Origin of the sequence: Nocardia sp. CA-107356 (genome assembly GCF_050946365.1) — a bacterium.
Lineage (GTDB): Bacteria > Actinomycetota > Actinomycetes > Mycobacteriales > Mycobacteriaceae > Nocardia.
In genome coordinates this window covers 3,300,765-3,324,043 of record NZ_CP191992.1, presented here as the reverse complement: position 1 = coordinate 3,324,043, position 23,279 = coordinate 3,300,765, and the positions used below count along the sequence as shown (strand labels likewise).

Sequence of the window (23,279 nt, the reverse complement as noted above, 5' to 3'; positions counted from 1 at the left end):
AAACCGCCTCCGGCTGTCGTATCGTCTGACCCGCTGTTGTTTCAATCGCCAGATGTTCCACCATCGGCAGTGGGGACGTTGCGTGCTCGACATCTACCATTTCAGTTACGGTCTGCTGACCCCGTTACTGGCCTACACCATGTCGGTGACCGGATGCCTGCTCGGATTGCAATGCGCGGCCCGCGCTCGCACCGGCAAGGACCGGATCGGCTGGCTGCTCGGCGCGGCCGTCGCCATCGGCGGCACCGGGATCTGGGTCATGCATTTCATTGCGATGCTGGGGTTTTCGATCCGCGGCACCGAGATCCGGTACGACATTCCGCTGACCCTGCTCAGTGCGATCACCGCGATGGCGGTGGTCGGGATCGGGCTGTTCATCGTGGTCAAGCCCGAACCGTCACTGGTCGGACTGCTGGCCGGGGGTGCGGTCACCGGAATCGGTGTCGGGTCCATGCATTACATGGGCATGTACGCGATGAAGTCCACCGCGATGATCAGCTATGACATGCGACGGGTTGCGCTGTCGATGGTTATCGCCGTGGTCGCGGCGACAGTGGCGCTCTGGTTCACGTTGCGCGTCAAGGGTTTTCTCGCCACCGTCGGCGCCGCACTGATCATGGGCGTAGCCGTCTGCGGTATGCATTACACCGGAATGTCGGCGATGCACGCACACACCGGGAATACCGACCAGCCCGAGGGCGCGGGAGCGATGGAGCTGATCGCGCCACTGATCGTGGCAAGCAGCGTGGTGACCATGCTGCTGCTCATCAGCGTCAGCCTGACCGAAATCGATCGCAATATCGACTTGCCGCCACTGCGAATCGCACCGCGCGCCAAGCCGGATCCACTACCGCCACTGCCACCGGTCGAGCCGGAGATTATGCCGCCCGCGTCCGCATATTGGCCGACGCGGACCGAGGTGCCGCGCCGCTGATCCGTCGGGTATGCCGCTAGGCGACTCAGTCCCGGGTCGGCCAGTATCGCGCCGGACGCGGTCCGTGGGCCCCGTCGTAGGCCGGATCGTCCACATCGGTGATGCCGATGTGCAGCAGTAGCATCATGGTCACCATGCCGATGCCGACTGTCAGCGGAGTCAGCAGCTGGGCCGCGCCCGCACCGGTGGGTGGATGCATATGCTGGCCGTTCTGCACATGCATCGCGAACATGCCCGTGTAGTGCATGCCGCAGACCGCAACCCCCATGACCAGCGCCGCACCGATGGTGGCGAGGGTGCCACGCACGTGCAACGCGAACCACAACGCCGCGGTTGCGGCGACCACCGCGATCACCATCGACACGCTCACGATCCGCCCGTCGTATTCGATCACCGCATCCGATTTCATCGCGTACATGCCGGAGTAGTGCATGGCGCCGACGCCGACACCGGTGATCGCACCGCCGATGTACAGTGCCGCCGGCCCCAATCCCGGCTGCTGCGCGACCCATAGCCCGATCCACACCACCACCATCGCGATGACCGCGCTGAGCAGGGTGATCGGCACGTCATAGCGGATCGACGCGCCGTGGATCGAAAAGCCCAGCATGGCAATGAAATGCATGACCCAGATACCGGTACCACCGATGGCGACGGCCGCGGCGATGAGCCACCCGGCGTGGCCGTTACCGGCCCGCGCACGCACCATACAGCGCAGCCCCAGCAATGATCCGGTGAATGACATCAGATAGGCGATCACGGGCGTTAGCCACCCATGGCTGAAGTGGTCGATTTGCAGCACGCGACCTCCCTCGCTGGGCGGACTTCAGCCGTCATTGCGACAGTGCGAACCCGCCCGCTTGATTAGAACTAGCAGGTAGGCGATTTACAGTACTACCGTCCGCTAAATTTGTCATAGGATGAATCCAATCAATGAGATCGCCCGGCTGCCCCGGCGACAGCCGCCCGCCCGCCAGCCATACCGCCCGGTCGCCCGCCGCCGAACCCTGCCGACCGTGCTGTCTGGCAATCGATCAGCACAGATATTGCTGGGGCACAATGGATCTCGCGAACTCGACGATCGACACCAGGCGTTCGCACATTTGCAAGAACATCGCCGCGATTTCGGTACGCATCCCGAGTCCCGTTGCGGCCCAGCACCACCCAGCGCGAATACGACGCCCTCGCCGACCGGACTCGACCGCCGCCAGGATCCCGCCCGGCTTGCCGCGGACCGGCGAACGCTCTAGCCCGCGGTAATGGCGATGACGTCGGCGGAGCTCACGGTATCGGCGCGCGAGGTGTCCTTCAGGTCGACACCCGATCTGCCGAGCACACGGGCACCGGAGACCAGGCCCGCCGCCACTTTCGCCGCCTGCCGGTAGTCGAGCCCCTCCGGCGGGTGGATGTTGGAAACGCAGTTCCGATCGGCATCGGTACAGCCCGGTCGAGGTAGGTGGGTGAGATAGATGCCGAGGCTGTCGGCCACCGATAGGCCCGGTCGCTCCCCGATCAGCACCACCACCGTCGCGACGCCCATGGCCTGGGCGATGTGGTCGCCGAGCGCCACCCTGGCCTGGGTTGCGATCACCGGCGGCGCGATCGAGTACCGGGGTGCCAACTCCTCGACGAGGGCCGCGAGCAGTGCGGGACCGTGATCGGTGAGCGCGCGCGGCGAGAGCCCGTCCGCGAGCACGAACCCGATCTCCGCGCCACCTCGCGACACCTTCATCAACGACTCCCCCTGCACCGCACCGGATTCCGGCAATCGCCCCAGATCCGGCCGTCGCAGATATTCCGCCCGATCGCGCGCCCGGCTGCGCACATGAACCGCGGCCCCCAAACCGACCGCCGCGATCCGCGCGGCCAATCCGTTCACCTCCAACGGCGTATGCACCGCATCACGCGCCGCCGCATGCGCGGCCCGAAACTCCAGCACCCGGGCCGTCGGCAGCGCATCACCCGTCCGCCCGAGCCCGATCCTGGCCTGGGTCGTCCGCCGCAACTCCGCCCAGAACCCCTGCACCGCAGGATGTTCCGCAATGACGGAGCCGCTTGCGAGAGCCGCGCCCGCGCCCGGAGCGGCCGCGGCAGCATCCGACTCGGCGCGATCCGGTGCGGCCGAGCGCGAGGGCCCGGCGTTCATCGGGTGCTTGCCAGTGCGCGCAATGGGGAGGACAGCGGTTCGACCGGAAGTACCCGACCGGTGTCGTCGATCATCCCGAGCCCCGACAGCCATTGTTCGAACTCCGGTGCCGGACGTAGGCCCAATACGCGCCGGGCGTACAACGCGTCATGGAAGCTCAGGCTCTGATAGCCGAGCATCACATCGTCGGCGCCGGGTACTGCGATGACGAAGGCGACACCCGCCGCGCCGAGCAGCGTGAGCAGGGTGTCCATATCGTCCTGATCGGCCTCGGCGTGGTTGGTATAGCAGACATCGACACCCATCGGCAGACCGAGCAGTTTGCCGCAGAAATGGTCCTCCAGGCCAGCGCGGATGATCTGTTTGCCGTCGTAGAGGTACTCCGGGCCGATGAAGCCGACGACTGTATTGACCAGCAATGGGTCCAGATCCCGCGCCACCGCATAGGCGCGGGCCTCCAGGGTCTGCTGGTCCACCGGTTTGCCGCCGACGCCGAGATGCGCGCCCGCCGACAGTGCCGAGCCCTGACCGGTTTCCAGGTACATCACGTTATCGCCGACCGTGCCGCGCCCGAGCGACCTACCTGCCTCATTGGCCTCGCGCAGCAGCGAGATATGCACGCCGAAACCGGCATTCGCCCCCTCGGTGCCCGCGACCGACTGGAAGACCAGATCCACCGGAGCTCCGGTCTCGATGAGTCCGAGCGTGGTGGTCACATGCGAGAGCACGCACGACTGCGCCGGAATATCGAAGCGGGTGCGCACCTCGTCGAGCAGGTGCAGCAGATCCGCGGTCGCCTGCGGAGAATCGGTGGCCGGATTGATGCCGATCACCGCGTCACCACAGCCGAGCAGCAGACCATCGAGCACCGCCGCGGCGATACCTCGCGGATCGTCGGTGGGATGATTGGGCTGCAGCCGCGTCGCCAATCGCCCCGGCAGGCCCATGGTCGTGCGGAATCCAGCGGTCACCACGGCGGCGCGGGAGACCACGATCAGATCTTGATTGCGCATGATCTTGCTCACCGCCGCGACCATTTCCGGTGTCAGACCCGAGGCCACCGCACCCAAAACGTCTGCGGGACTATGCAATCCGCAGACCGCGGGATCGCCCGCCGCGACGGCGAGCAGCCAGTCCCGCAGTCCGCCGACGGTGAGATGCGAAATCGGCTGGAACGCAACGCGATCGTGAGAGTCGATGATCAGCCGGGTGACCTCGTCGGTCTCGTACGGTACGACCGGATCGTGCAGGAATGCGGTCAGCGCCACCTCGGCCAGCGCCCACTGCGCCGCGGCCCGCTCGGCATCGGAAACCGCCGCACACCCCGCCAATTCGTCGCCGCTGCGTAGCGGCGTCGCCTTCGCCAGCAGTTCGACCAACCCGTCGAAGACATACCTGGTGCCACCGAGGTCCTGCGTGTAGCGGGTCATTCCAGTTCCTCCTCCGCGCGCGAGCACGGCGAATTCCTCATCCAGCGAGTTCGCGACCAGACGGTGGCGGATAGTCGCCCCCGGTGGGTGCGGTGATCCGCACCTCGTCGATCGTCATATTTGCTGCGCGCTCCTGCCCGCCGACCTTTTGGTCGGCAGACCAATTCTTCGGAGCCAATGTTGCCCGGATGTGAATCGGCGTTACGTCGGAACAACCAGGTCAGGTGAGCCAGGACACAGACTTGGCGGGTCTGCGGACATGACGGCCCCGCGCCCGGCAGACTTGTGCATGTGGTTGCCCCCACTTTGCACCGGATCCACTCGCCATGGACGCGGACCGTCGACCTCCGCGATGAACTCCGCGCGGTCTGGACGTGGGCCCGTCGTCCCGGGCTCGCGCGCAGACTGCTGCCCGAACTACGCCAGCACCTATCCGGCGCACCGGCCAGCACCGCCTACGCGTTCACCTTGTTCGTCACCTGGTGGACGCTGCGCGGAGTAGGTGATTCGGTGGAACGCAGGCTGATCTTTTCGGCCTCGACCAACCTCTACAACATGCAGCACAACCCGATCCAGGTGCTGGTGGCATCGGCGTTCTGGACCCAAGGCCAGTTTCCCTGGATCACCATCGCCGAGATTCTGGTGGTGATGGGCTTCGCCGAACGCTGGCTCGGCACCAGTCGCTGGATTCTGCTGTTCGCCACCGGACATATCGGCGCGACGCTGCTCACCGTCACCGCGATCGATCACGCCATCGACCGCCACATCATTCCGGTGCGCGTGCAGTACGCGGCGGATGTCGGCACCAGTTACGGGTTCACCGCGGTATTGGCCGCCATGGCCTTTCACTTCCGCGGTGTGGTCCGCGTGGTGTGGGCAGCGGTCATCATCATCTTCCTCGCCTCGGCGCTCTTGATCGGTCCGACGTTCACCGATTACGGGCATATGTGCGCGGCCCTGATCGGTTTGGCGGTCGGGTTGGTGGCCTCGACATTCTGGCGCCGTGTCGAACGTCGGCGCGCCGCACGCGACGCGAGTTCCGCAGCGGCGACACGGGTTCCGGCGAACTCGGCTGCGACGACTCGGATCTCAGCGGCGGCTGACGACGCGACTGTCGACGAGGTTGCGCCCCAGCCACTATCCGGTACTGGTGGCCGGGCTGAGGCGGCGCTGCACCGTGCCGATGACCGGTTCGACGACGCGGGCCGCGATCGGGCCGAGCACCGCCATCGATAGCACATAGGCCGAGGCGAGCGCGGCGAGTTCACCGTCGACCGCGCCCATTCCCACCGCCAAACCCGCTATGACGATGGAGAATTCACCGTGCGCGACCAGTGCGGCACCCGCTCGTGCCCGGCCCATCCGGCGGATGCCCTGTCGACTCGCCGCCCACCAGCCGGTCGCGACCTTGGTCACCACGGTGACCACGGCGAGCAGGATCGCCCAGCCGAGCACCGGCGGAATCGCCTGCGGGTCGGTGCTCAGTCCGAAGGCCACGAAGAAGATGGCCGCGAACAGATCCCGGATCGGTTCCAGGAGTTTCGTCGCCTCGCGCGCGGTCGAGCCGGAGATCGCGATGCCGAGCAGGAATGCGCCGACCGCCGCCGAAACGTTCAGCGCCGAGGCCAGTCCGGCCACCAGTAGCGCGGCACCGAGCAGCTTCAACAGGAATACCTCGCGGTCGGCACTGTCCACGATCGCCGAGACGTACCTGCCGTACCGCAATGCCACGACGAGCACGACGGTGACGGTGGCCAAGGCGAGTCCGAGGACGGTGAGCCCGCTCAGGAAACTCGTACCCGCCAGGATCGCGGTGAGGATCGGCAGATACATCGCCATCGCGAGATCCTCGAAGACCAGAATCGACAGGATCACCGGGGTTTCCCGGTTGCCGAGCCGCCCGAGATCATTGAGCACCTTGGCGACGATGCCCGAGGACGAGATATAGGTGACTCCGGCCAGGGTGATGGCTCCGGTCATCCCCCAGCCGAGTATCAGCGCGACCACCGCGCCGGGCGTCGCGTTCGCGACGATATCGACCAGCCCCGCGGCCCACGAGCGGCGCAGTCCGGTCACCAATTCGGCCGCGGTGTATTCCAGTCCGAGCAACAACAACAGCAGCACAACGCCGATTTCGCCTGCGATATGCCCGAATTCGTTCGCGGCGCCCAGTTCGACGAATCCGCCCTGGCCGAATGCCAGCCCGCCGAGCAGGTATAGCGGAATCGGCGACATACCGAAGCGTGCCGCCACTCTCCCGAGCATGCCGAGGGCGAACAGCACCGCCCCGAGCTCGATGAGGGCGAGCGCGGTTTCGTTCACGCTCTCACCCGTGCGTCAGGATCTTCGAGGCCGCGTCCAGACCGTCGGGCGTCCCGACGACCACGAGTATGTCATCGGCGGTAAAGGTGAAATCCGGTCCCGGCGAGGGGTGCAACTGCCCCGCGCGCATCACGGCGACGATGGAAGTCTTGGTGCGCGTGCGCATTCCGGTCTCGCCGAGGGTGCGGCCCTCGTACGGCGAATCCTCGCCGATGGGGAGTTGGCGGGTGGTGATCCCGGGTAGGTCGCGGTGGTCCTCGCGTAACTTCGCGACCAACTGCGGTGCGCCGAGCAGGTTCGCCAGCACCGAGGCCTCGTCCGCTGTCAGCGGCACCTGGGCCGCACAGGCATCCGGATCGTCGGGTTTGGAGACGATGAGATCGATACCGCCGTCGCGATGATCGACAACGCCGATCCGTCGGCCCGATCGCAGCTGGAAGTCTTTGCGTACCCCGATCCCGGGTAGGGCGGTGACATCGACGTTCACACCCTCCACCCTAACCGGCAAAAGCGGCTAACCGCCCATGAGCCCCGCGATCGCGTCGACCCTTTCGAGCGACCTGCAAGCAGTCGCTACGGCGAGCCAACACAATGCCGGCGATCGCCAGCGCCCAGCCCGTCGCACTGTCGGCATGCTTGGACAGGAACCGGTCGACCCGCACCAGCAGCGGTTCGATCCTGGCGTGCCACATCGTCCGCGCGGCGATCAGCGCCAGCGCGGGCGCGACCATGACCCCGCAGTAACCCGCGAGCAGTCCCCGTAGAACACCGCGATCGCCGTGAGATAGATCAACTGTCGCCGTGCGGGCGGGCGATCCGGCGCGAGCAACAGCTACACCGGCACGATCAGCGTGCCGATGCTCGTGCTGTCGACCGGCGCCAGACCGATCAGGGGCAGTAGCAGAATCACGTGGTCAGCCTCCCGTGGAGCGGTGCTGATCACGTCGGTCATCGGATCGACCGCACCTCCTTCCTTCGACTGATCCGGGACGCCGCGGTATGTGCTGTGATGTGTCGATGCGGCGGCAGTGGGAGGCTTTGTCGGCGACCGCGCAGGATGCGCTGGTCGCCGCCTTCGCGTTCGCACTCGGTGCCGGGCTCTATGTAGCCGGCCTGTTCGAGATGGCCAGCGACCTCAGCCGCCACCCGTCGCTGCCGACGCGGTTCGGGGTGCTGGCGTTGATCTGCGTGGCGAGCTTCCTGCGGCGTCGCGCGCCGCTATTGGCGGTCGGTGTCGGGCTGGTCCCGTTCGCGATCGATTTCGTACTCGGCCCGTCGGTGCCGATCTGGCTCATCTATTCGGACCTGATCTATGCGGGTGTGCTGTATGCCACACCCGCGCGTTCGCGGTTCGTGGTCGTGGTGTGCGGGGTGCTCTCGGCCGCGCTGACCGTGCTGGCCCTGGTGCTCGGTGACTGGCGAATCGCGGTGATCACCATCGCGGCCCTGTTCGCATTCGTCGCGACGCCACTATGGTGGGCACTGTCGTTGCGCGGGCACAAGGAGATCGCGGAGGCCGAACGCAAACGCGCACAAGCGATGACATTGGTCGCCGAACTGGATCGGCGCGCCGCCATCGCCGATGAACGCAAGACGATGGCCCGGGATCTGCACGATGTGATCGCGGGGCATCTGTCCGCCATCGCGATCCAGTCCGAGGCGGCACTGGGCGTGCTGGCCAGGCAGGCAGTGCCGGAAGGCGATCCCGCTGTCGCCGGGATCCTTTCCTCGATCCGGTCCAACAGTGTCAGCGCACTACAGGAGATGCGCACCATGATCGGTCTGCTGCGCCGCGACGACGGCGCCGAGGACGATGTGGCGGCACCACGCAAACTGGCCCAGCTGCCTATTCTGGTCGACGCGGCCCGCGCGGCCGGAATCATCGTGCGCGTACGGGATTCGCTGAACGGGACACCGCTGCCGAGTGCGGTCGACCAGGCCGCCTACCGAATCGTCCAGGAAGCACTCACGAATGCCATGAAACATGCCCCGGGACAGGAGGTCGACATCGATGTGCACGCGGAGGCAACGGCTCTGGCCGTCGCGGTACGCAATCCCACCGTGCCGGTACGCAATCGGACCGACGAGCACGATATGGGCCATCGTGGACTGATGAATATGCGCGAGCGGGCCGCAGTCCTGGGCGGCACCTTCACCGCGAGACCGGCTGCGGGCGGCTGGGAAGTACTTGCCCGGCTCCCGATCTCGACGATGGAGGCACCATGAGGGCGCCATCGCGCAGCGATTCGATGAGGGTGGTGGCCGGGTGACGGGTGGGCCGATCCGCGTGCTGATTGCCGACGATCACGGCGCGATCCGAGCCGGCCTGCGCATCATCCTGGAAACCGCCGAGGGCTTCGAGGTGGTCGGTGAGGCCGCCGACGGCGATATCGCGGTGGCACAGGCCAAAGTGCTGCGCCCGGACGTGGTGCTGATGGATGTCCGCATGCCCGGCGTCGACGGCATCACCGCCACCGGCCGCATCACCGCCGACGGCCTGGCCAGGGTGCTCATCCTGACCACCTTCGATCTGGACGAATACGTCTTTCGCACATTGCGCGCGGGTGCGTCGGGCTTCGTGTTGAAATCAGCATCGGGACAGGCACTTGTCGATGCGGTGCGCGCGGTGGCCGCCGGCGACGGCGTACTCGCGCCGGAGGTGACCGCCGCAGTGATCAACGCGTTCGCCTCGACCGATACCGCGCACAGCGAGCCAGCACCGGACGGCCTGGACGATCTCACCGAACGCGAGCGCGAGGTGCTCGACTGTCTCGGCGATGGCCTGTCCAATGCGCAGATCGCCGCACGGCTGTTCATCGGCGAGACAACAGTCAAAACACATGTGTCGCGGGTTCTCACCAAACTCGGTGTGCGATCCCGGGTTCAGGCCGCCATCGTGGCGCGCGAGGCCAGGGATCGGTAGTTCACCTCTCGGGAACGTTCGGGTCCAGTGCGGCGAAGGTCCCGTCCGGGCCGGGCTGATACTCGATCACGGCGGTGACCGCGCCGACCGGCAGTGGACCGTAGAGGTGCGGAAACAGCATCGATTCGGGGTCCGTCGGCACGCCCGGTTCCCACTTCACCGGCGCGCCGACGCGAGCCGGATCGATGCGCAGCAGCACCATGTCACGCCGCCCCGCGAACAGGCGGTTGGCCGGAAGATGCGCCTGCTGCGGCGTGGACAGATGGATGAAACCGATCTCCGCGAACGACTCCGGGCGATACTCGCCGGTTTGCCGCGCGGTCAGCCAATCTGCGAGCGTGCAAATGTGAACGAGCGTGTGAGTGTCATGGATCACGGGTAATCTCCCGGTAGACAACTGGATAGGCCTGTTCGTGATCGTGGTCGAGTGGAGTTCGATAGCTGACCAGTGATGTTCGCCAGTAGCGAAATCCCAGGTTGTGTTATCGAAAACACACAGAATCACTTCCGGGAACAAAGCCCCCGTCCCGAACGTCTGACAGAGTAGTCATACCACTGCTGGGAAGTAGCGGTAGCGAGCCCGCGGAGTGACCACGGGCCCCACACCAGGTGAACGGACTGTAGTGCCGGGAGCCAGGACGGAGGAGTCATGCCAGGAACCCTGACAAGCACCCCACTGACCGCGGTCGATCGTTGCGACCGCTGCGGTGCTGCCGCACGAGTTCGTGCAGTATTGCCCGCAGGTGGCGAGTTGCTCTTCTGCCAGCACCACGCGAATGAACACATGGATCGCTTGCGTGAGCTCGAAGCCGTGATCGACACGGAATCGGCTCCCGCGCTCTGACCAGTCCTCGCGTCCCGACACAACAGCATCGAACAACAGAACATCGCTGATAGACCGGCAGCGGGCGACTGACAAGTCGCCCGCTGTCGGCGTATTCGCAGCGATCACTCCGCGCCGGGATCGACGAGGATCCCGTCCAAGAGTTTGGTGAGACCGAATGCGAAGGCCCCCTCCGGGTCCGACGGCGCTTGATAGCGTTCGCCTACCACCGCACCGACCCGCGAGGCGAGCGGAAACTCCTCGGCCGACATGACCTCGGTCAGCAGCGGACCGTGCTGCTCCCACCACTGCGCGTCGGTCAGCTCCGCCGTACTGCGGATTCCGGCGATCACCATCCGCGCATTGCCGGTCGCGAATTCCGACAGCACTGCGATCACCCGATCCATCGCCAGATCCGACAATCCGATGCCCTCGATCGCCGCAAGCTGCCGGTCGTAGCGGCGCATCCGGCCGGGGCCGAGCACCAGCCGCCACGGGGGGACCTCGAGCAGCCACGGATGCGCGATCAACTCCGCGCGCACCTGGTCGGCGATCGCGGCCATGCGATCGCGGACCGGTAGGTCGGCCGGAATCGGCGCGTCCCCTTGGGCGACCGCGTCGACCATCAAGACGATCAACGCATCCTTGCTCGGCACGTAGGTATACAGGCTCATCGGGCGCAGACCCAGTTCGGCGGCGACCGCGCGAATCGACACTTTGTCATACCCATCGCGATCGGCGAGGGTGATGGCCGCGGCGATCACCGCATCGACACTCGCCGTCTGCTTCGGCCCACGCCCACCCGAACGTGGCGGCACAGCATGCCGCCACAGCAGACTCATCAGCTGTTTCGCCTGGTCGGGATCGGTCACATGGTCCTCTCGGAATTAACCCGGTACAGTGTACGTTGTTACGATACTCCGTACACCATACGACGATCTAGGGGTTCGCTCTGCCAAGCACACAGGCCACATACCTCCCGGACCGCCACATGTTCGCGCTGTGGACCTGGACCGGATCCGCCCCCGGTCGCGCCCCCGAAGGCGATCACGAAACCCTCGCGCTCGCGCTGCCGACAGGACCACGCGGCGCGATCGAAGTCACCGACGTCGACTGCGCACTGGTCGATCCGGACGATCTATTGCATCTGAACCTCGATGACGCAGGTCCGTCCGTACTCGCGTGGCGCACCGCGCTTCAGGATCGGGGCGGTCCGGACGATGCGCGGCCGATCGACTCCCTGCCGTCGACGTGGTTGCCCACTGCCGCTCATGCTGTGCCCGATACGGTCGGGACGTCGATCGTCTCCGCCGAGCGCGCGGTCCGGGTATTGCGTGAAACGCGATGTGTACGGACGGAATTGCGGGCGGGGCTGAAGACGGAGTTGCGGTCGTACCAGGCGCGTGGGGTCGGGTGGTTGCACGAGACCGTGGCGGCCCACGGCGGGGCGGTGCTGGCCGACGAGATGGGGCTCGGGAAAACGGTGCAGACCATTGGGTTTCTGCTCGGGCGGGGTGGCGGTGGTCCGCAACTCGTGGTCTGTCCGACGTCGTTGGTCGGGAACTGGGCGCATGAGATCACCCGGTTCGCGCCGGGGCTGCAGCCGGTGGTGTGGCGTGGGGGTGAAGTCTCGGACGAGGCGGGCACGGTCGTGGTGACCGGGTATCCGATGTTGCGGCTGCACGGCGGTGCACTGGCCGATCAGCGGTGGGCGACAGTCGTTTTCGATGAGGCGCAGGCATTGAAGAATCCGCGCGCGCAGGTGTCCAAGGCCGCGCGGGCACTGACAGCGCAAGCGACGGTCGCACTGACCGGTACGCCGGTGGAGAACCATCTCGAGGAGCTGTGGGCGCTGCTGAATCTGGTGACGCCGCGGCTGTTCGGGCACCGCACCCAGTTCCGGCGGCGGTTCGTCCGGCCGATCCACGAGGGTTCGGCGGCCGCGGCGGCCCGGCTGCGCGACACCCTGGAGCCGGTGCTGTTGGCGCGCAAGAAGGCTCAGGTCGCGGCGTCACTGCCCGCGAAGATCCACAGCGATCTGCTCTGCGACCTCACCGCCGAACAGGAAAGGCTCTACGATCAACTACTCGATAAGGCCATCGATGACGGCTTCGGGCACGGTGCGCAGCGGCAGAGCCGGGTGCTCGCGGCGCTGACCGCCCTCAAACAGGTCTGCAACCATCCGGGCCTGATCACCGGTGAGCTCGGCGAATTGACCGGCCGGTCCGGAAAGCTCGATCTGTGCACCGATATCGTGGCCAACAACCTCGAAACCGGTGACCCGACACTGATATTCACCCAGTACCGCGCCACCGGTGACCTCCTGGTCCGCCACCTCGACGAGCAGTTCGGCGTGCGCGCGCCGTTCTTCCACGGCGGCCTCGACCAGGCCGAGCGCGCCGCGATCGTCAGCGGCTTCCAAGCCGAAGATGGTCCGCCGATACTGATTCTGAGCCTGCGCGCGGCCGGCACCGGACTCACACTGACCCGCGCCGCCGATGTCATCCACTACGACCGGTGGTGGAATCCGGCCGTCGAGGCCCAGGCCTCCGACCGGGTGCACCGCATCGGCCAGACCCGCACCGTCACCATCACCACCCTCACCTCGGGCACCACCGTCGAGGAGCACATCGCCGGCATGCACGACCGCAAATCCGCCCTCGCGGACCTCGGCGATGCGGCGGGCATCGCCACGCTGGCCCGCCTCGACAACGATCAGCTCGTCGAGATCCTGCGACGCAAGAGGGAGAACTGATGGCGGACAACGAATTCGGCTACACCCCCTGGGGGATGGACTGGGTCCGCCTCGCCGAACCCCTGCGACAGACTCGTCCCGACCCGCTCCTGCCCCGCGCCCGCAGTATCGCCCGCAATAATGGCGTCCAGACCACCATCGAAGGGCGCGTCATCCGCGCCGCGATCCACCGCGGCGGCCAAGCCTCGGTAACCCACCTCGAAGTCGCGCCACTGCCCCGCCGGGCCATCACCGCGATCGCCGAAATCATTCCGGACACAACGGTGCTCACCGACGATATGCACCGAGCCCTGGTCACCGCTGGCGCCAGCCCGGCCCCGGTGCTGGCCGGGACGGACTGCTCCTGCTCGGCGCGCACCGCCCGCTGCGTACACGTCCTCGCGGTGTATTACGACCTGGCCCGCCGCGTCGACGAGGATCCACGCCTGGCCCTCGCCCTCCAGGGCTATTTCCAAGCGGCACCGGAAGATCCGGTAGCTCCGGTCGAATCACCCCGCTGGACCCCGCTCAACACCCTCGACCCCGCGGACTACTTCGAGACCCCCGAACGCGCGGCCCCGGTGAGGTAGGCGAGCCACGTCTTGACCTACGCCTGTCGACCTCGGGCTGATGCGCTGAAGAGGATTCGCGTCGGGGCGAGCCTCTGTCATTCGGGACGGCGGGCTCGGAAGCGGAAACTGGTTGTGCCGGTTTCGACCTCGACGTCGGTGAACCCGACACCCGTGAGCCGGTCGGCGGCGTGGTCCGGCGGTACCGGTAGGCAGGTGTCGCCGAGATGCATCAGGCGGAATATCGGGCCGTCGATGCCGTCGGTGCCAGCGAACACTCCGCCAGGGCGCAGGACGCGCAAGGCCTCGGCGAGGAGGGCGTCTTGTTCGTCGACGGTGGGCACGTGGTGCAGCATTGTGAAGCACACAACCGAATCGAATTGCCTCGGCGGCAAGGGCATATCCGCGCCGTCGCCGTCGATGACGGTCATCGCGCCGCCGTGCCGGGTGCGCAGTCGGTCTGCGAGCACCGGGTCGATTTCGACTCCGGTGAGCGTGGTCGTGCGTTGGCGCAGAGCGCGCACATTGGCGCCGTAGCCGGGGCCGATCTCGAGTGCGGATGCGCCGAGGTCGAGGCCGGATAGCGCCCACGGGACTATTTTCGTCGCACTCGTGCGCTCCCAGAGCGCCGATCGGCACAGGAGTTTGTGGAAGTAGTTCATCGCCATGCGACTCACGCTAGGAGCGGGCGGCTATGACCACGACAGGCTACGGTGACAAGTTGTGTCGCGAAACGGCCAATCCCTGGTACCCGGTCAACCGCGGCTGCCCCGTCGGCCGCACGATGGATCCCTGGTGCTCCCGGCCGCGATCGGCGATACCGCCATGGTGTTCGGTGCTGGCGTCGTGCCCGCGGGCTACTGGTTCGACACTCATGAACATCCGCAGCATCAAATCGCCTGGGCGGCACGGGGTGTCATCGCCGTCGAAATCGGCGACGGCTACTGGGTACTGCCGCCGACCCGCGCTCTGTGGATCCCCGGCGGCACCCGGCACCGAACCGGAACCACCGAGGGCGCGACAATGCGCGGCATCTTCGTGGCGCCCGATCGGTGCCCGGTCTCGTTGGCCGCCCCGACCATGCTCCGCGTGTCCCCCCTGCTCCACGAACTGTTCGACCACCTCACCCAGCCCGAAACCGCCGCCGCTCGACGCGAGCGCGCGGAAGCGGTGGTCTTCGATCTGCTCGAGCCGGTCGACGTGATCCCCATCGGCGCCCGCCGACCCGTGGATACCCGAGCCGGACAGGTCGCCGACGCGCTGACTCACGATCCCGCCGACGACCGCACCCTCGGCGAGTTCGCCACCGCCGTCGCCACCAGTCCCCGCACCCTGGCCCGACTGTTCGTCGCCGAGACCGGAATCAGCTTCGGCCAGTGGCGAACTCAGATCCGCCTCGCCGCCTCCCTCGCCCTGCTCGCCGAGGGCTTACCGATCGCCCGAATCGCCGGACGCGTCGGCTACGCCACCCCGAGCGCCTACGTAGCCGCCTTCCGCCGCGCCGTCGGCGTTTCCCCCGGCCGGTACTTCGCTGGGTAGTCGGGAGTCATCAACCCGCCGGTGAAGCAGCGACACGATCAGGCGTTGGCGCCACCGTCGACGGTGAAGATCGAGCCGGTGATGCTGCGGCCGGAGGTACCGGCGAGGAAGGTCACGGTCGCGGCGATGTCATCGGCGGTGCCGAAGCGGCCGAGGGCGGTCAAGCCGATCTGGTGTGCGGCGTGGTCGCCATCGGCCGGGTTCATATCGGTATCGGTGGAGCCGGGCTGTACCAGATTCACCGTGATGTTGCGCGGCCCCAGTTCGCGCGCAAGCGCTTTGGTGAATCCATTCAGCGCGGACTTGCTCAGGTTGTACAGCGAGAGCCCGCCGAACGCGGCGCGCTCGGACAGGTTGCTGCCGATGCTGATGATTCGCCCGCCCTCGGTCATATGCGTGACCGCCGCCTGTGCCCCGACGAAGGCCGCCCGCGCGTGGATATCGAGCGCACGGTCGATCTCCTCGACGGTGAATTCCTCGAACGGCTTGGCCGGGAAGATGCCAGCGTTATTGACCAGCACGTCGAACCTGCCCAACTCGGCCGCGACCCGGTGCACGGCCGCGACGACCGCACCCGCGTCGGCGCTGTCCGCCTGAATCGCCACCGCACGCCGCCCCAACGACGCCAACTCGGCGACAACCGATTTCGCCTGCAGCTCATTGTTCTGGTAGGTCAGCGCCACATCCGCGCCCGCGTTGGCCAGGTGCCTGGCGATCGCCGCGCCGATCCCCCGGCTCCCCCCGGTCACCAGCGCCACCTTGCCCGTGAGATCCGACATCGCAACTCCTCCATATTCTGTGTCGATCAGTACATAAATAGCTAAGCGCACAGGCGCGGGGTGCGTCAAGGGGTATATTTAACGATCGACACAGAAAGGACTGCGCCATGGCCGAACGAGGACGCCCCCGCGCTTTCGACCGCGAGGTCGCGCTGCGCCGCGCCATGGAGGTGTTTTGGGAACACGGCTACGAGGGCTCGTCGATGAGCGATCTGACCGCGGCGATGGGCATCAACTCACCGAGTCTGTACGCGGCCTTCGGCGGTAAGGAAGAGCTGTTCCGTGCGGCCGTCGGCCTCTACGGCCGCACCGACGGCGGCTACACCGCCCGTGCCTTGCGGGAGGAACCCACCGCCCGGGCCAGCATCGAGGCCATGTTGCGCGACAACGCCATTGCCTACACCGACGCGGACAAACCGCACGGCTGCATGGTCGTGCTCGCCGGATCGACCTACACGACGCGTAGCGAAACCATCCGGGACTTCCTGGTCGAAAAGCGCCGTGAGACAACCGAAGACATCCGCGAACGCCTGGATCGCGGTGTCACGGAAGGCGATCTGCCCACCGACACCGACACCGCCGCCCTGGCCAGCTTCTACACCACAGTCCTCTACGGCCTGTCGATCCGCGCCCGCGACGGCGCTTCCCACACCGAACTCACCCGATCCATCGACTGCGCCATGGCGGCGTGGCCCGAATCGGCCACACATATCCCGCCGCGACCGCGCCTATCCGATCACGCGCGTGCGGTCACCGACAGCAGTGTGCCGTGACGATACGACGGCTCCAGATTACTTGCGCCGCAGTGCGGCGATGCGCTCGCCCAATTGATCTGCGGTGGCCAATGCCGTTGGCGGACCGCCACATTCACGCCGCAGCTCACCATGGATGACGCCGTGCGGCTTGCCGGTGCGATGGTGGTGCATGGCGACGAGGCTGTTGAGCTCACGCCGTAGCTCACCGAGTTTGTCGGCGGTCGCGACGCGCTCGGCGGCCGAGGCGACCTGCGGGCCCGGGTCTGGCGCGGCGGCCGCACCGCGTTCTGCCAGCTGCCGGGACTGACGCTCCCGCAGCAGCGCACGCATCTGGTCCGCGTCGAGCAGCCCAGGAATGCCGAGGTAATCGGCCTCCTCGGCACTGCCCGCGAAAGTCGCGGTGCCGAAAGACGATCCGTCGTAGATGACCTGGTCGAGCTCGGCGTCGGCGGCCAGCGCGACGAACGGCCGCTCGTCCTCACCCGGCTCGTCCTGCTGCTTGTTCGCATCGATCAGCAGTTCGTCGTCGAGGCCGTTCTTCTCCCGATGCGGCTTGCCGATGACGTGATCGCGCTGCAGTTCCAACTGCGCGGCCAGATCGAGCAGCACCGGCACCGACGGCAGGAATACACTCGCGGTCTCACCGGGCTTGCGTGCACGCACGAACCGGCCGATGGCCTGGGCGAAGTACAGCGGCGTCGAGGCGCTGGTCGCGTAGACGCCGACCGCGAGGCGCGGCACGTCGACGCCCTCGGACACCATGCGCACCGCGACCATCCACGGCTGGGTGTTATTGCTGAACTCGGCGATCCGGTCCGAGGAGGACGGATCATCCGACAGCACCACCGCTGGCCGCTCGCCCGAGATGTGTTCCAGCAGTTCAGCGTAATCGCGGGCCCGCTCCTGATCGGTGGCGATCACCAGACCACCGGCATCGGGCATACCGGTCGCGCGCAGTTGGCGCAGCCGAGTGTCCGCGGCGACCAGCACCTTGGACATCCAGTCTCCCGCCGGGTCCAGTGCGGTGCGCCATGCGCGGGCGGTGTGTTCGGCGCTCAGCGGCTCACCGAGGCGGGCGGAATACTCCTCGCCCGCGCTGTCGCGCCAATGCGCCTCACCGGAGTACGCCAGGAAGACCACCGGCCGGACCACGCCGTCGGCCAACGCCTCGGCATAGCCATAGGCGTGGTCGGCGCGCGAGCGCGGGAAACCCGCTTCATCGGGTTCGTAGGAGACGAATGGGATCTGGCTGTCATCGCTGCGGAACGGGGTTCCGGTCAGCGCGAGGCGCCGGGTGGCGTCGCCGAATGCCTCGGCGGTCGCATCGCCCCAGGACTTCGCATCGCCCGCATGGTGGATCTCGTCGAGGATCACCAGCGTTCTGCGTCTTTCGGTGCGCACCCGGTGCCGCGCCGGATGCGAGGCGATCTGCGCGTAGGTGACCACGACACCGTGATAGTCGCCGGAGGTTGCGCCGGTCGAGTTGGAGAAGCGCGAATCCAGCTGGATCCCCGAGCGGGCCGCGGATTGGGCCCACTGGTGCTTGAGGTGTTCGGTCGGGGCGACCACGGTGATCTGATCGACGGTGCGGTCGGCCAGCAGTTCGGCCGCGACCCGCAGCGCGAAGGTGGTCTTACCGGCGCCCGGCGTCGCCACCGCGAGGAAATCCCTCGGTTTGGTGGACAGATACTTCATCAGGGCCCGGCGCTGCCAGGCGCGTAGCGAACCACCCGTGGACCCCGCGGCGCTCGATCTTTGCGAATCGCCCGGTGTTTCCGCTTCTCCCGCCACAGCGGCGCCACCCGACACAGTCACGCAGACGACCCTAGCTGTCCCCCATGGCGTGTCGCCAAACCGACGCGGCGTGGGCGACCGGCGTCACAGAGGAACGACGCGCAACGCCGTGTTCATCTGCTGCCCATCGACTCGATGCGATGGCAAACCAGAACAATATGCTCGGATGCGAGATGCTGTAGGCACCATGACCGACGATAGTGCCCGAGCGCGTGACGCCCCGGGGACCGGCGACCAGCCGATCCACAGCGGCGGTGGCGGCGCGCAACCCACCGCCGGGACCTATGCCCGCCGCGCCGGCGCACGGGTGGCGCAGGCCGCGCGACAGGGTGGCAAACTCGTCGTGCGGGTGACGGTGAAGGCATGGAACGATTCGATTTTCACCAAATCCGCGGCCGCGGCGTTCTGGCAGACGATGTCGCTGGCGCCGCTGCTGCTCGGGGTGCTCGGCAGCCTCGGCTACGTCGGGGAATGGTTCGGGCCCGACACCGTGGAGATTGTCGAGCAGAAGATCATCGCGTTCAGCCGGGACCTGTTCAGCGCCAGTGTGGTGAGCGATCTGATCGAACCGACCGTCACCGATGTGCTCGGCCGCGGGCGCGCCGCGTTCGTCTCTGTGGGTTTCGTGCTGTCGCTGTGGGCCGGATCCTCGGCGATGTCGACCTTCGTGGATTCGATCGTCGAGGCGCACGGGCAGAAGGATGCCCGCCATCCGGTGTGGCAGCGCATCTTCGCGCTACTGCTGTATGTGCTGTTCCTGGCGGTGGCGGTGTTCCTGTTGCCGCTGATCGCATTGGGTCCGACATTGATCGGACGGGTGCTGCCGGATTCGTGGCGCGAGCCGGGGCTGCGGCTTATCGACGCGTTCTACTACCCGGGTGTCGGCCTGGTGCTGATCATCGGGCTCACCACCCTCTACAAGCTGGCGCTGCACAAATCGCTGCCGTGGCACCGGTTGTTCGGTGGGGCGCTCGTCGCGGGCGTGTTCTTCATGGCCGCCAGCGAGGGGCTGCGCCGCTATCTGACGTGGGTCGCCAAGACCGGCGTCAGCTACGGGGCGCTCGCCACGCCGATCGCCTTCCTGCTGTTCACCTTCTTCCTGGGCTTCGCGGTGATCCTCGGGGCCGAATTCAATGCCGCGGTCCAGGAATTCTGGCCAGCTCGCAGCACGCGCATCGACCAGGTGAAGGAATGGTTGTCGAACCAGTTGGGCGGCGACGGATCCGATGACTGCGAGACCGACACCGCACGCAGCGCCGACCCCGACGATCTCGGCACAGCAAAGCCCCGAACCCACCGGGAGCTCAGGGGCTGATCACACGGGCAGATGGCATCGACGCCGATGCCGCCCGGGCACGCCTGCGCGCGCCGGGCGGTCCGTCACCACGGACGCAGTCGGCTCAGTCGCCCTTGCGCAAACCGTCGTAGACCTTCTTGCACTCCGGGCAGACCGGCGAGCCGGGCTTCGCGGAGCGGGTCACCGGGAAGACCTCACCGCAGAGGGCGACCACGTGGGTGCCCATGACGGCGCTCTCGGCGATCTTGTTCTTCTTCACGTAGTGGAAGAACTTCGGGGTGTCGTCGCCCGTCGTCTCGTCGGTGGTCGTATCCGGGCGAACCAGAGTGTCGGTACTCACGGATTCCATGATGCCGCATCGGCGCGAACTCGGCTGATCACGGTCGGGTTCCGTGCGCCTTTATCCAGCTGACCAGGCCATGTGCGGTCCGGTCTCGACAGTGGGAGACTCGGGAGTATGCAGCAGTACGGCGACACCCCCGACGCCGACGACATCGGCAGCGGTGATCGCCCGGACGTGACCATGCCGACGCCACCCCGCAAATCCACCGGCTACTTCCCCGGCAACGACGAGAAGCATCCGGTGCTGATCACCGAGGCCGCGCCGTCGCTGGACGACCAGCACCGCGCCAGGGTCCGCCGCTACACCATCATCATGGCCTTCCGCATCCCCTGCCTCATCTTGGCCGCGGTCGCGTACAGCATGTTCAGCAACGCCCTGCTGTCGATCCTGATCATCACCGCCTCCATCCCGCTCCCCTGGATTGCGGTCCTGATCGCCAACGACCGCCCGCCGCGCCGCAAGGACGAACCCAGTCGCTGGGACCGGCCACGCACCGCCATCGAATCCAGTCCGCACCGCGCGATCGATGGCTGATCGTCCTCAGGAGTGACGGCGGATACCAGCCGACATCAAGGCCGCCACGGCGCAGAGGGCTCCAGCGATGTACCACGCGAGGTTGTAGGAACCCTGGACGTCGCGGATGACGCCTGCGCCCGTCGCGGCGATGGCAGAACCGATCTGGTGTGACGCGAAGACCCAGCCGAAGGCGACCGCCCCGTCCGCGCCGAAGAGTTCCCGGCAGAGCATGACCGTCGGCGGGACCGTGGCGATCCAGTCCAGGCCGTAGAAGATGATGAACACCCACATGCTCGGCTGGGTGTCCGGCGCGAGCAGCGACGGCAGGATCAGCAGCGACAGTCCACGCAGGGTGTAGTAGCCGACCAGCAGGTAGCGGGGGTCGGCTCGGTCGGTGAGCCAGCCGGAGAATATGGTGCCCGCCACATCGAAGACACCGACCAGGGCCAGCAGACCCGCGGCGGTGGTGGGCGGCATGCCGTGATCGTGTGCGGCACTGACGAAATGGGTTCCGACCAGACCGTTGGTCGATGCGCCACAGATCGCGAATCCACCTGCGAGCAGCCAGAATCCGGGTTTGCGTGCGATCGTGGCCAGCACCGTCAGTGCCCGGGTCGCACCACCGGACGCGGGGACGCGGAGCCCGACTGTGCTGCCGGGTTCGGCGCCGTACGCGGAAACGCCTGCGTCACTGGGGTAGTCGCGGATGAACAACAAGACCAGCGGCACGACCGCCAGCGCGACGCCCGCGACGATCACCGACGGCACCCGCCAACCGTGCGCATGCGCCACCGCGGACACCAGCGGTAGGAAGATCAGCTGCCCGGTCGCGCCCGCCGCGGTGAGTACGCCGGTTACCAAACCACGCTGGCGCACGAACCAACGGCCGGTGATGGTCGCCACGAACGGCATCGACATCGAGCCGACGCCGATACCGACCAACAGGCCCCAGGTCGCCACCAAATGCCAAGGCTGGGTCATGAATACGGTGAGCCCGCTACCTGCCGCGACGAGCACCAGCGCGCACGCGACCACCCGCCGGATACCGAATCGATCCATCAGTGCCGCCGCGAACGGCGAAATCAGGCCGTATAGCAGCAGATTCAGCGAAACCGCTGCCCCGATGGTGGCATGCGACCAGCCGAACTCCTCGTGCAGCGGATCCAGCAGCACACTCGGCACCGACCGGAACGCGGCCGCACCGAGCAGTGCGATGAATCCCACACCGGCGACGATCCAGGCTGGATGCAGCCGCCGCGTCACGGTATCGACAGGTCCCTGGGTCAGCGGGGTCCGCACTTCGGTCACCCGCTGAGACTGCCGGAATTTCGCGCACTGAACGAGTGGCCGGAATGCCATAAACCGCCAAGATCGTGCCAACAGCGCCGGATCCGAAACCGCCTCGACAGCATCGGGCGCTCCACCTACTGTGTGGCGGGGATGCGAGACGGGAACTCGTCGATAGAAGTGATGTGCGACACATCTGCGCCGAACAGCGTGCGGGACGCCGTCGAAACGCGGAACGTGCGACACCATCGCACGGCGCACTCGGCGCGAGAGCTCCCGCAGGAAAACAGGAGACACAGCATGATTCGGTGGGTCTGGGCCTTCCTCGACCGCCCGGCACAACGTTTCGACGCATGCACGACGTTCTGGTCGACCATCACCGGCACCCAACTCTCGCCCCGGCGCGGTGAGAACGACGAATTCCTCACGCTCCTACCCGATCCCGCACTCTTCGCGGCCGCGGGCGTCAAAATGCAGGCGGTGACCGGACTCGGCGGTGTACACCTCGATCTCGACGTCGACGACGTCGCGGCCGCGGTCCGCATCGCACTCGACCTCGACGCCGAACTGGTCGCCAACCACAAGAGCTACGCCGTATTGCGCTCACCGGGCGGTCAGATCTTCTGCTTCACCCCCAGCGGCCGCGCCAAAGGCACGCCCGCACCGGCCTTTCGCGCACCGGACGGCACCACGACCCGCCTCGACCAGGTCTGTCTCGATATCGGCCCCGCCGACCATGCCACCGAATCCCGCTTCTGGACCACCCTCACCAACTGGGACCTGACCCACGGCCGCCTGCCCGAATTCGCCCGCCTGCGCGCGAAAGAGCCAATGCCCGTACAACTTCTGCTGCAACGCCTCGGCGAGGACCGTCCCACCAGCGCCCACATCGACCTGGCATCCGCCGATATCGACGCCACCGCCGCCTGGCATCAATCCCTCGGCGCGACCCTTGTCGAGCGCCACGGACACTGGATTGTCATGTCGGACCCCTCCGACGCCCTGTACTGCATCACCGGCCGCGACCCGAACGGCGTCTGACCCGCGTGGATATCGGCCGCCGTGGCCGGACCATGTGACGCGACGGC

At 66.9% G+C, this 23,279-nt stretch carries 25 protein-coding genes; 12 read left to right on the top strand and 13 right to left on the bottom strand.

Going from position 1 to position 23,279, the window contains the following annotated elements; all coding sequences use genetic code 11:
• The first annotated feature begins 82 nt into the window (after window positions 1–82).
• Window positions 83–934: an MHYT domain-containing protein gene (locus ACQP1G_RS14850; RefSeq protein ID WP_433203847.1), complete on the top strand. Its 852-nt coding sequence runs from the start codon at window positions 83–85 to the stop codon at window positions 932–934.
• Between the two features lie 25 nt (window positions 935–959).
• On the opposite strand, the gene ACQP1G_RS14845 is transcribed toward ACQP1G_RS14850, so the two are convergent.
• The 3 genes from ACQP1G_RS14845 to ACQP1G_RS14835 form a co-directional block, all read right to left on the bottom strand.
• Window positions 960–1,736, bottom strand: coding sequence for an MHYT domain-containing protein (locus tag ACQP1G_RS14845; protein WP_433203844.1), 777 nt, complete (start codon window positions 1,734–1,736; stop codon window positions 960–962).
• 444 nt (window positions 1,737–2,180) lie between these two features.
• Complete coding sequence (gene eutC, locus ACQP1G_RS14840; protein ID WP_433203841.1) at window positions 2,181–3,080, bottom strand: ethanolamine ammonia-lyase subunit EutC; 900 nt, start codon at window positions 3,078–3,080, stop codon at window positions 2,181–2,183.
• Window positions 3,077–4,510, bottom strand: coding sequence for an ethanolamine ammonia-lyase subunit EutB (locus tag ACQP1G_RS14835; protein WP_433203838.1), 1,434 nt, complete (start codon window positions 4,508–4,510; stop codon window positions 3,077–3,079). The genes eutC and ACQP1G_RS14835 overlap by 4 nt, the downstream gene beginning before the upstream one ends.
• Before the next feature lie 291 nt (window positions 4,511–4,801).
• On the opposite strand from ACQP1G_RS14835, the gene ACQP1G_RS14830 reads away from it, so the two are divergent.
• Window positions 4,802–5,746 carry a rhomboid-like protein gene (locus ACQP1G_RS14830; protein ID WP_433203835.1) on the top strand — a complete coding sequence of 315 codons (945 nt, stop codon included), beginning with the start codon at window positions 4,802–4,804 and terminating at the stop codon, window positions 5,744–5,746.
• On the opposite strand, the gene ACQP1G_RS14825 is transcribed toward ACQP1G_RS14830, so the two are convergent.
• Genes ACQP1G_RS14825 through ACQP1G_RS14815 form a run of 3 tightly spaced genes read right to left on the bottom strand, consistent with a single transcriptional unit; the run spans window position 5,648 to window position 7,563 of the window.
• Complete coding sequence (locus ACQP1G_RS14825; protein ID WP_433203832.1) at window positions 5,648–6,832, bottom strand: cation:proton antiporter; 1,185 nt, start codon at window positions 6,830–6,832, stop codon at window positions 5,648–5,650. The genes ACQP1G_RS14830 and ACQP1G_RS14825 overlap by 99 nt on opposite strands.
• 4 nt (window positions 6,833–6,836) lie before the next feature.
• On the bottom strand, window positions 6,837–7,319 hold the full coding sequence (locus ACQP1G_RS14820) for a cation:proton antiporter regulatory subunit (RefSeq protein WP_433203829.1): 483 nt from the start codon (window positions 7,317–7,319) through the stop codon (window positions 6,837–6,839).
• Between the two features lie 10 nt (window positions 7,320–7,329).
• Window positions 7,330–7,563: a hypothetical protein gene (locus ACQP1G_RS14815; protein ID WP_433203826.1), complete on the bottom strand. Its 234-nt coding sequence runs from the start codon at window positions 7,561–7,563 to the stop codon at window positions 7,330–7,332.
• Window positions 7,564–7,849: 286 nt separating this feature from the next.
• On the opposite strand from ACQP1G_RS14815, the gene ACQP1G_RS14810 reads away from it, so the two are divergent.
• Window positions 7,850–9,058 carry a sensor histidine kinase gene (locus ACQP1G_RS14810; RefSeq protein ID WP_433203823.1) on the top strand — a complete coding sequence of 403 codons (1,209 nt, stop codon included), beginning with the start codon at window positions 7,850–7,852 and terminating at the stop codon, window positions 9,056–9,058.
• A gap of 40 nt (window positions 9,059–9,098) precedes the next feature.
• The gene (locus ACQP1G_RS14805) at window positions 9,099–9,755 is read left to right on the top strand and encodes a response regulator (protein WP_433203820.1); all 657 of its coding nucleotides are present in this window, start codon (window positions 9,099–9,101) and stop codon (window positions 9,753–9,755) included.
• 1 nt (window position 9,756) lies between these two features.
• Here the strand turns inward: ACQP1G_RS14805 and ACQP1G_RS14800 are convergent, their stop codons facing one another.
• The gene (locus ACQP1G_RS14800) at window positions 9,757–10,131 is read right to left on the bottom strand and encodes a DUF952 domain-containing protein (protein ID WP_433203817.1); all 375 of its coding nucleotides are present in this window, start codon (window positions 10,129–10,131) and stop codon (window positions 9,757–9,759) included.
• A gap of 273 nt (window positions 10,132–10,404) precedes the next feature.
• Between ACQP1G_RS14800 and ACQP1G_RS14795 the strand changes: the two genes are divergently transcribed.
• The gene (locus ACQP1G_RS14795) at window positions 10,405–10,599 is read left to right on the top strand and encodes a DUF7455 domain-containing protein (RefSeq protein ID WP_029903635.1); all 195 of its coding nucleotides are present in this window, start codon (window positions 10,405–10,407) and stop codon (window positions 10,597–10,599) included.
• 104 nt (window positions 10,600–10,703) lie between these two features.
• Here the strand turns inward: ACQP1G_RS14795 and ACQP1G_RS14790 are convergent, their stop codons facing one another.
• The gene (locus ACQP1G_RS14790) at window positions 10,704–11,450 is read right to left on the bottom strand and encodes a TetR/AcrR family transcriptional regulator (protein WP_433203814.1); all 747 of its coding nucleotides are present in this window, start codon (window positions 11,448–11,450) and stop codon (window positions 10,704–10,706) included.
• 119 nt (window positions 11,451–11,569) lie between these two features.
• Between ACQP1G_RS14790 and ACQP1G_RS14785 the strand changes: the two genes are divergently transcribed.
• Entirely contained in the window at window positions 11,570–13,333 is a 1,764-nt protein-coding gene (locus ACQP1G_RS14785; protein WP_433203811.1) for a DEAD/DEAH box helicase, read from the top strand.
• Complete coding sequence (locus tag ACQP1G_RS14780; protein WP_433203808.1) at window positions 13,333–13,902, top strand: hypothetical protein; 570 nt, start codon at window positions 13,333–13,335, stop codon at window positions 13,900–13,902. Before ACQP1G_RS14785 ends, ACQP1G_RS14780 begins: the two co-directional genes overlap by 1 nt.
• A 77-nt stretch (window positions 13,903–13,979) precedes the next feature.
• On the opposite strand, the gene ACQP1G_RS14775 is transcribed toward ACQP1G_RS14780, so the two are convergent.
• A complete protein-coding gene (locus ACQP1G_RS14775) occupies window positions 13,980–14,549 on the bottom strand; it encodes a class I SAM-dependent methyltransferase (RefSeq protein ID WP_433203805.1) in 570 nt (189 codons plus the stop codon).
• 127 nt (window positions 14,550–14,676) lie between these two features.
• On the opposite strand from ACQP1G_RS14775, the gene ACQP1G_RS14770 reads away from it, so the two are divergent.
• On the top strand, window positions 14,677–15,420 hold the full coding sequence (locus ACQP1G_RS14770) for an AraC family transcriptional regulator (RefSeq protein ID WP_433203802.1): 744 nt from the start codon (window positions 14,677–14,679) through the stop codon (window positions 15,418–15,420).
• A 38-nt stretch (window positions 15,421–15,458) separates the two neighbouring features.
• Here ACQP1G_RS14770 and ACQP1G_RS14765 read toward each other — a convergent pair whose 3' ends face one another.
• A complete protein-coding gene (locus ACQP1G_RS14765) occupies window positions 15,459–16,199 on the bottom strand; it encodes an SDR family NAD(P)-dependent oxidoreductase (protein WP_433203798.1) in 741 nt (246 codons plus the stop codon).
• A 107-nt stretch (window positions 16,200–16,306) separates the two neighbouring features.
• On the opposite strand from ACQP1G_RS14765, the gene ACQP1G_RS14760 reads away from it, so the two are divergent.
• Window positions 16,307–16,972: a TetR/AcrR family transcriptional regulator gene (locus ACQP1G_RS14760; RefSeq protein ID WP_433203795.1), complete on the top strand. Its 666-nt coding sequence runs from the start codon at window positions 16,307–16,309 to the stop codon at window positions 16,970–16,972.
• 18 nt (window positions 16,973–16,990) lie between these two features.
• On the opposite strand, the gene ACQP1G_RS14755 is transcribed toward ACQP1G_RS14760, so the two are convergent.
• Window positions 16,991–18,649: a DEAD/DEAH box helicase gene (locus ACQP1G_RS14755; protein ID WP_433208519.1), complete on the bottom strand. Its 1,659-nt coding sequence runs from the start codon at window positions 18,647–18,649 to the stop codon at window positions 16,991–16,993.
• Window positions 18,650–18,935: 286 nt separating this feature from the next.
• Between ACQP1G_RS14755 and ACQP1G_RS14750 the strand changes: the two genes are divergently transcribed.
• Window positions 18,936–20,063, top strand: a complete 1,128-nt coding sequence (locus tag ACQP1G_RS14750; RefSeq protein WP_433203792.1) for a YihY/virulence factor BrkB family protein — start codon at window positions 18,936–18,938, stop codon at window positions 20,061–20,063.
• Window positions 20,064–20,148: 85 nt separating this feature from the next.
• Here the strand turns inward: ACQP1G_RS14750 and ACQP1G_RS14745 are convergent, their stop codons facing one another.
• Window positions 20,149–20,385 carry a DUF3039 domain-containing protein gene (locus tag ACQP1G_RS14745; protein WP_433203789.1) on the bottom strand — a complete coding sequence of 79 codons (237 nt, stop codon included), beginning with the start codon at window positions 20,383–20,385 and terminating at the stop codon, window positions 20,149–20,151.
• 183 nt (window positions 20,386–20,568) lie between these two features.
• On the opposite strand from ACQP1G_RS14745, the gene ACQP1G_RS14740 reads away from it, so the two are divergent.
• Complete coding sequence (locus tag ACQP1G_RS14740; protein ID WP_433208516.1) at window positions 20,569–20,922, top strand: DUF3099 domain-containing protein; 354 nt, start codon at window positions 20,569–20,571, stop codon at window positions 20,920–20,922.
• 6 nt (window positions 20,923–20,928) lie between these two features.
• Here ACQP1G_RS14740 and ACQP1G_RS14735 read toward each other — a convergent pair whose 3' ends face one another.
• Window positions 20,929–22,212 (bottom strand): MFS transporter, encoded by a 1,284-nt coding sequence (locus tag ACQP1G_RS14735; RefSeq protein WP_433203786.1) that lies wholly within the window; start codon window positions 22,210–22,212, stop codon window positions 20,929–20,931.
• Window positions 22,213–22,491: 279 nt separating this feature from the next.
• Between ACQP1G_RS14735 and ACQP1G_RS14730 the strand changes: the two genes are divergently transcribed.
• The gene (locus ACQP1G_RS14730; protein WP_433203783.1) at window positions 22,492–23,232 is read left to right on the top strand and encodes a VOC family protein; all 741 of its coding nucleotides are present in this window, start codon (window positions 22,492–22,494) and stop codon (window positions 23,230–23,232) included.
• Window positions 23,233–23,279 lie beyond the last annotated feature (47 nt).

Bases quoted from the DNA above. Each gene is read 5' to 3' on its own strand.
- ACQP1G_RS14765 (WP_433203798.1), bottom strand. From the start codon at position 16,199: ATGTCGGATCTCACGGGCAAGGTGGCGCTGGTGACCGGGGGGAGCCGG.
- ACQP1G_RS14740 (WP_433208516.1), top strand. From the start codon at position 20,569: ATGCCGACGCCACCCCGCAAATCCACCGGCTACTTCCCCGGCAACGAC.
- ACQP1G_RS14795 (WP_029903635.1), top strand. From the start codon at position 10,405: ATGCCAGGAACCCTGACAAGCACCCCACTGACCGCGGTCGATCGTTGC.
- ACQP1G_RS14815 (WP_433203826.1), bottom strand. From the start codon at position 7,563: ATGGTCGCGCCCGCGCTGGCGCTGATCGCCGCGCGGACGATGTGGCAC.
- ACQP1G_RS14810 (WP_433203823.1), top strand. From the start codon at position 7,850: ATGCGGCGGCAGTGGGAGGCTTTGTCGGCGACCGCGCAGGATGCGCTG.
- ACQP1G_RS14785 (WP_433203811.1), top strand. From the start codon at position 11,570: ATGTTCGCGCTGTGGACCTGGACCGGATCCGCCCCCGGTCGCGCCCCC.
- eutC (WP_433203841.1), bottom strand. From the start codon at position 3,080: ATGAACGCCGGGCCCTCGCGCTCGGCCGCACCGGATCGCGCCGAGTCG.
- ACQP1G_RS14760 (WP_433203795.1), top strand. From the start codon at position 16,307: ATGGCCGAACGAGGACGCCCCCGCGCTTTCGACCGCGAGGTCGCGCTG.
- ACQP1G_RS14755 (WP_433208519.1), bottom strand. From the start codon at position 18,649: ATGAAGTATCTGTCCACCAAACCGAGGGATTTCCTCGCGGTGGCGACG.
- ACQP1G_RS14780 (WP_433203808.1), top strand. From the start codon at position 13,333: ATGGCGGACAACGAATTCGGCTACACCCCCTGGGGGATGGACTGGGTC.
- ACQP1G_RS14730 (WP_433203783.1), top strand. From the start codon at position 22,492: ATGATTCGGTGGGTCTGGGCCTTCCTCGACCGCCCGGCACAACGTTTC.
- ACQP1G_RS14750 (WP_433203792.1), top strand. From the start codon at position 18,936: ATGACCGACGATAGTGCCCGAGCGCGTGACGCCCCGGGGACCGGCGAC.
- ACQP1G_RS14835 (WP_433203838.1), bottom strand. From the start codon at position 4,510: ATGACCCGCTACACGCAGGACCTCGGTGGCACCAGGTATGTCTTCGAC.
- ACQP1G_RS14775 (WP_433203805.1), bottom strand. From the start codon at position 14,549: ATGGCGATGAACTACTTCCACAAACTCCTGTGCCGATCGGCGCTCTGG.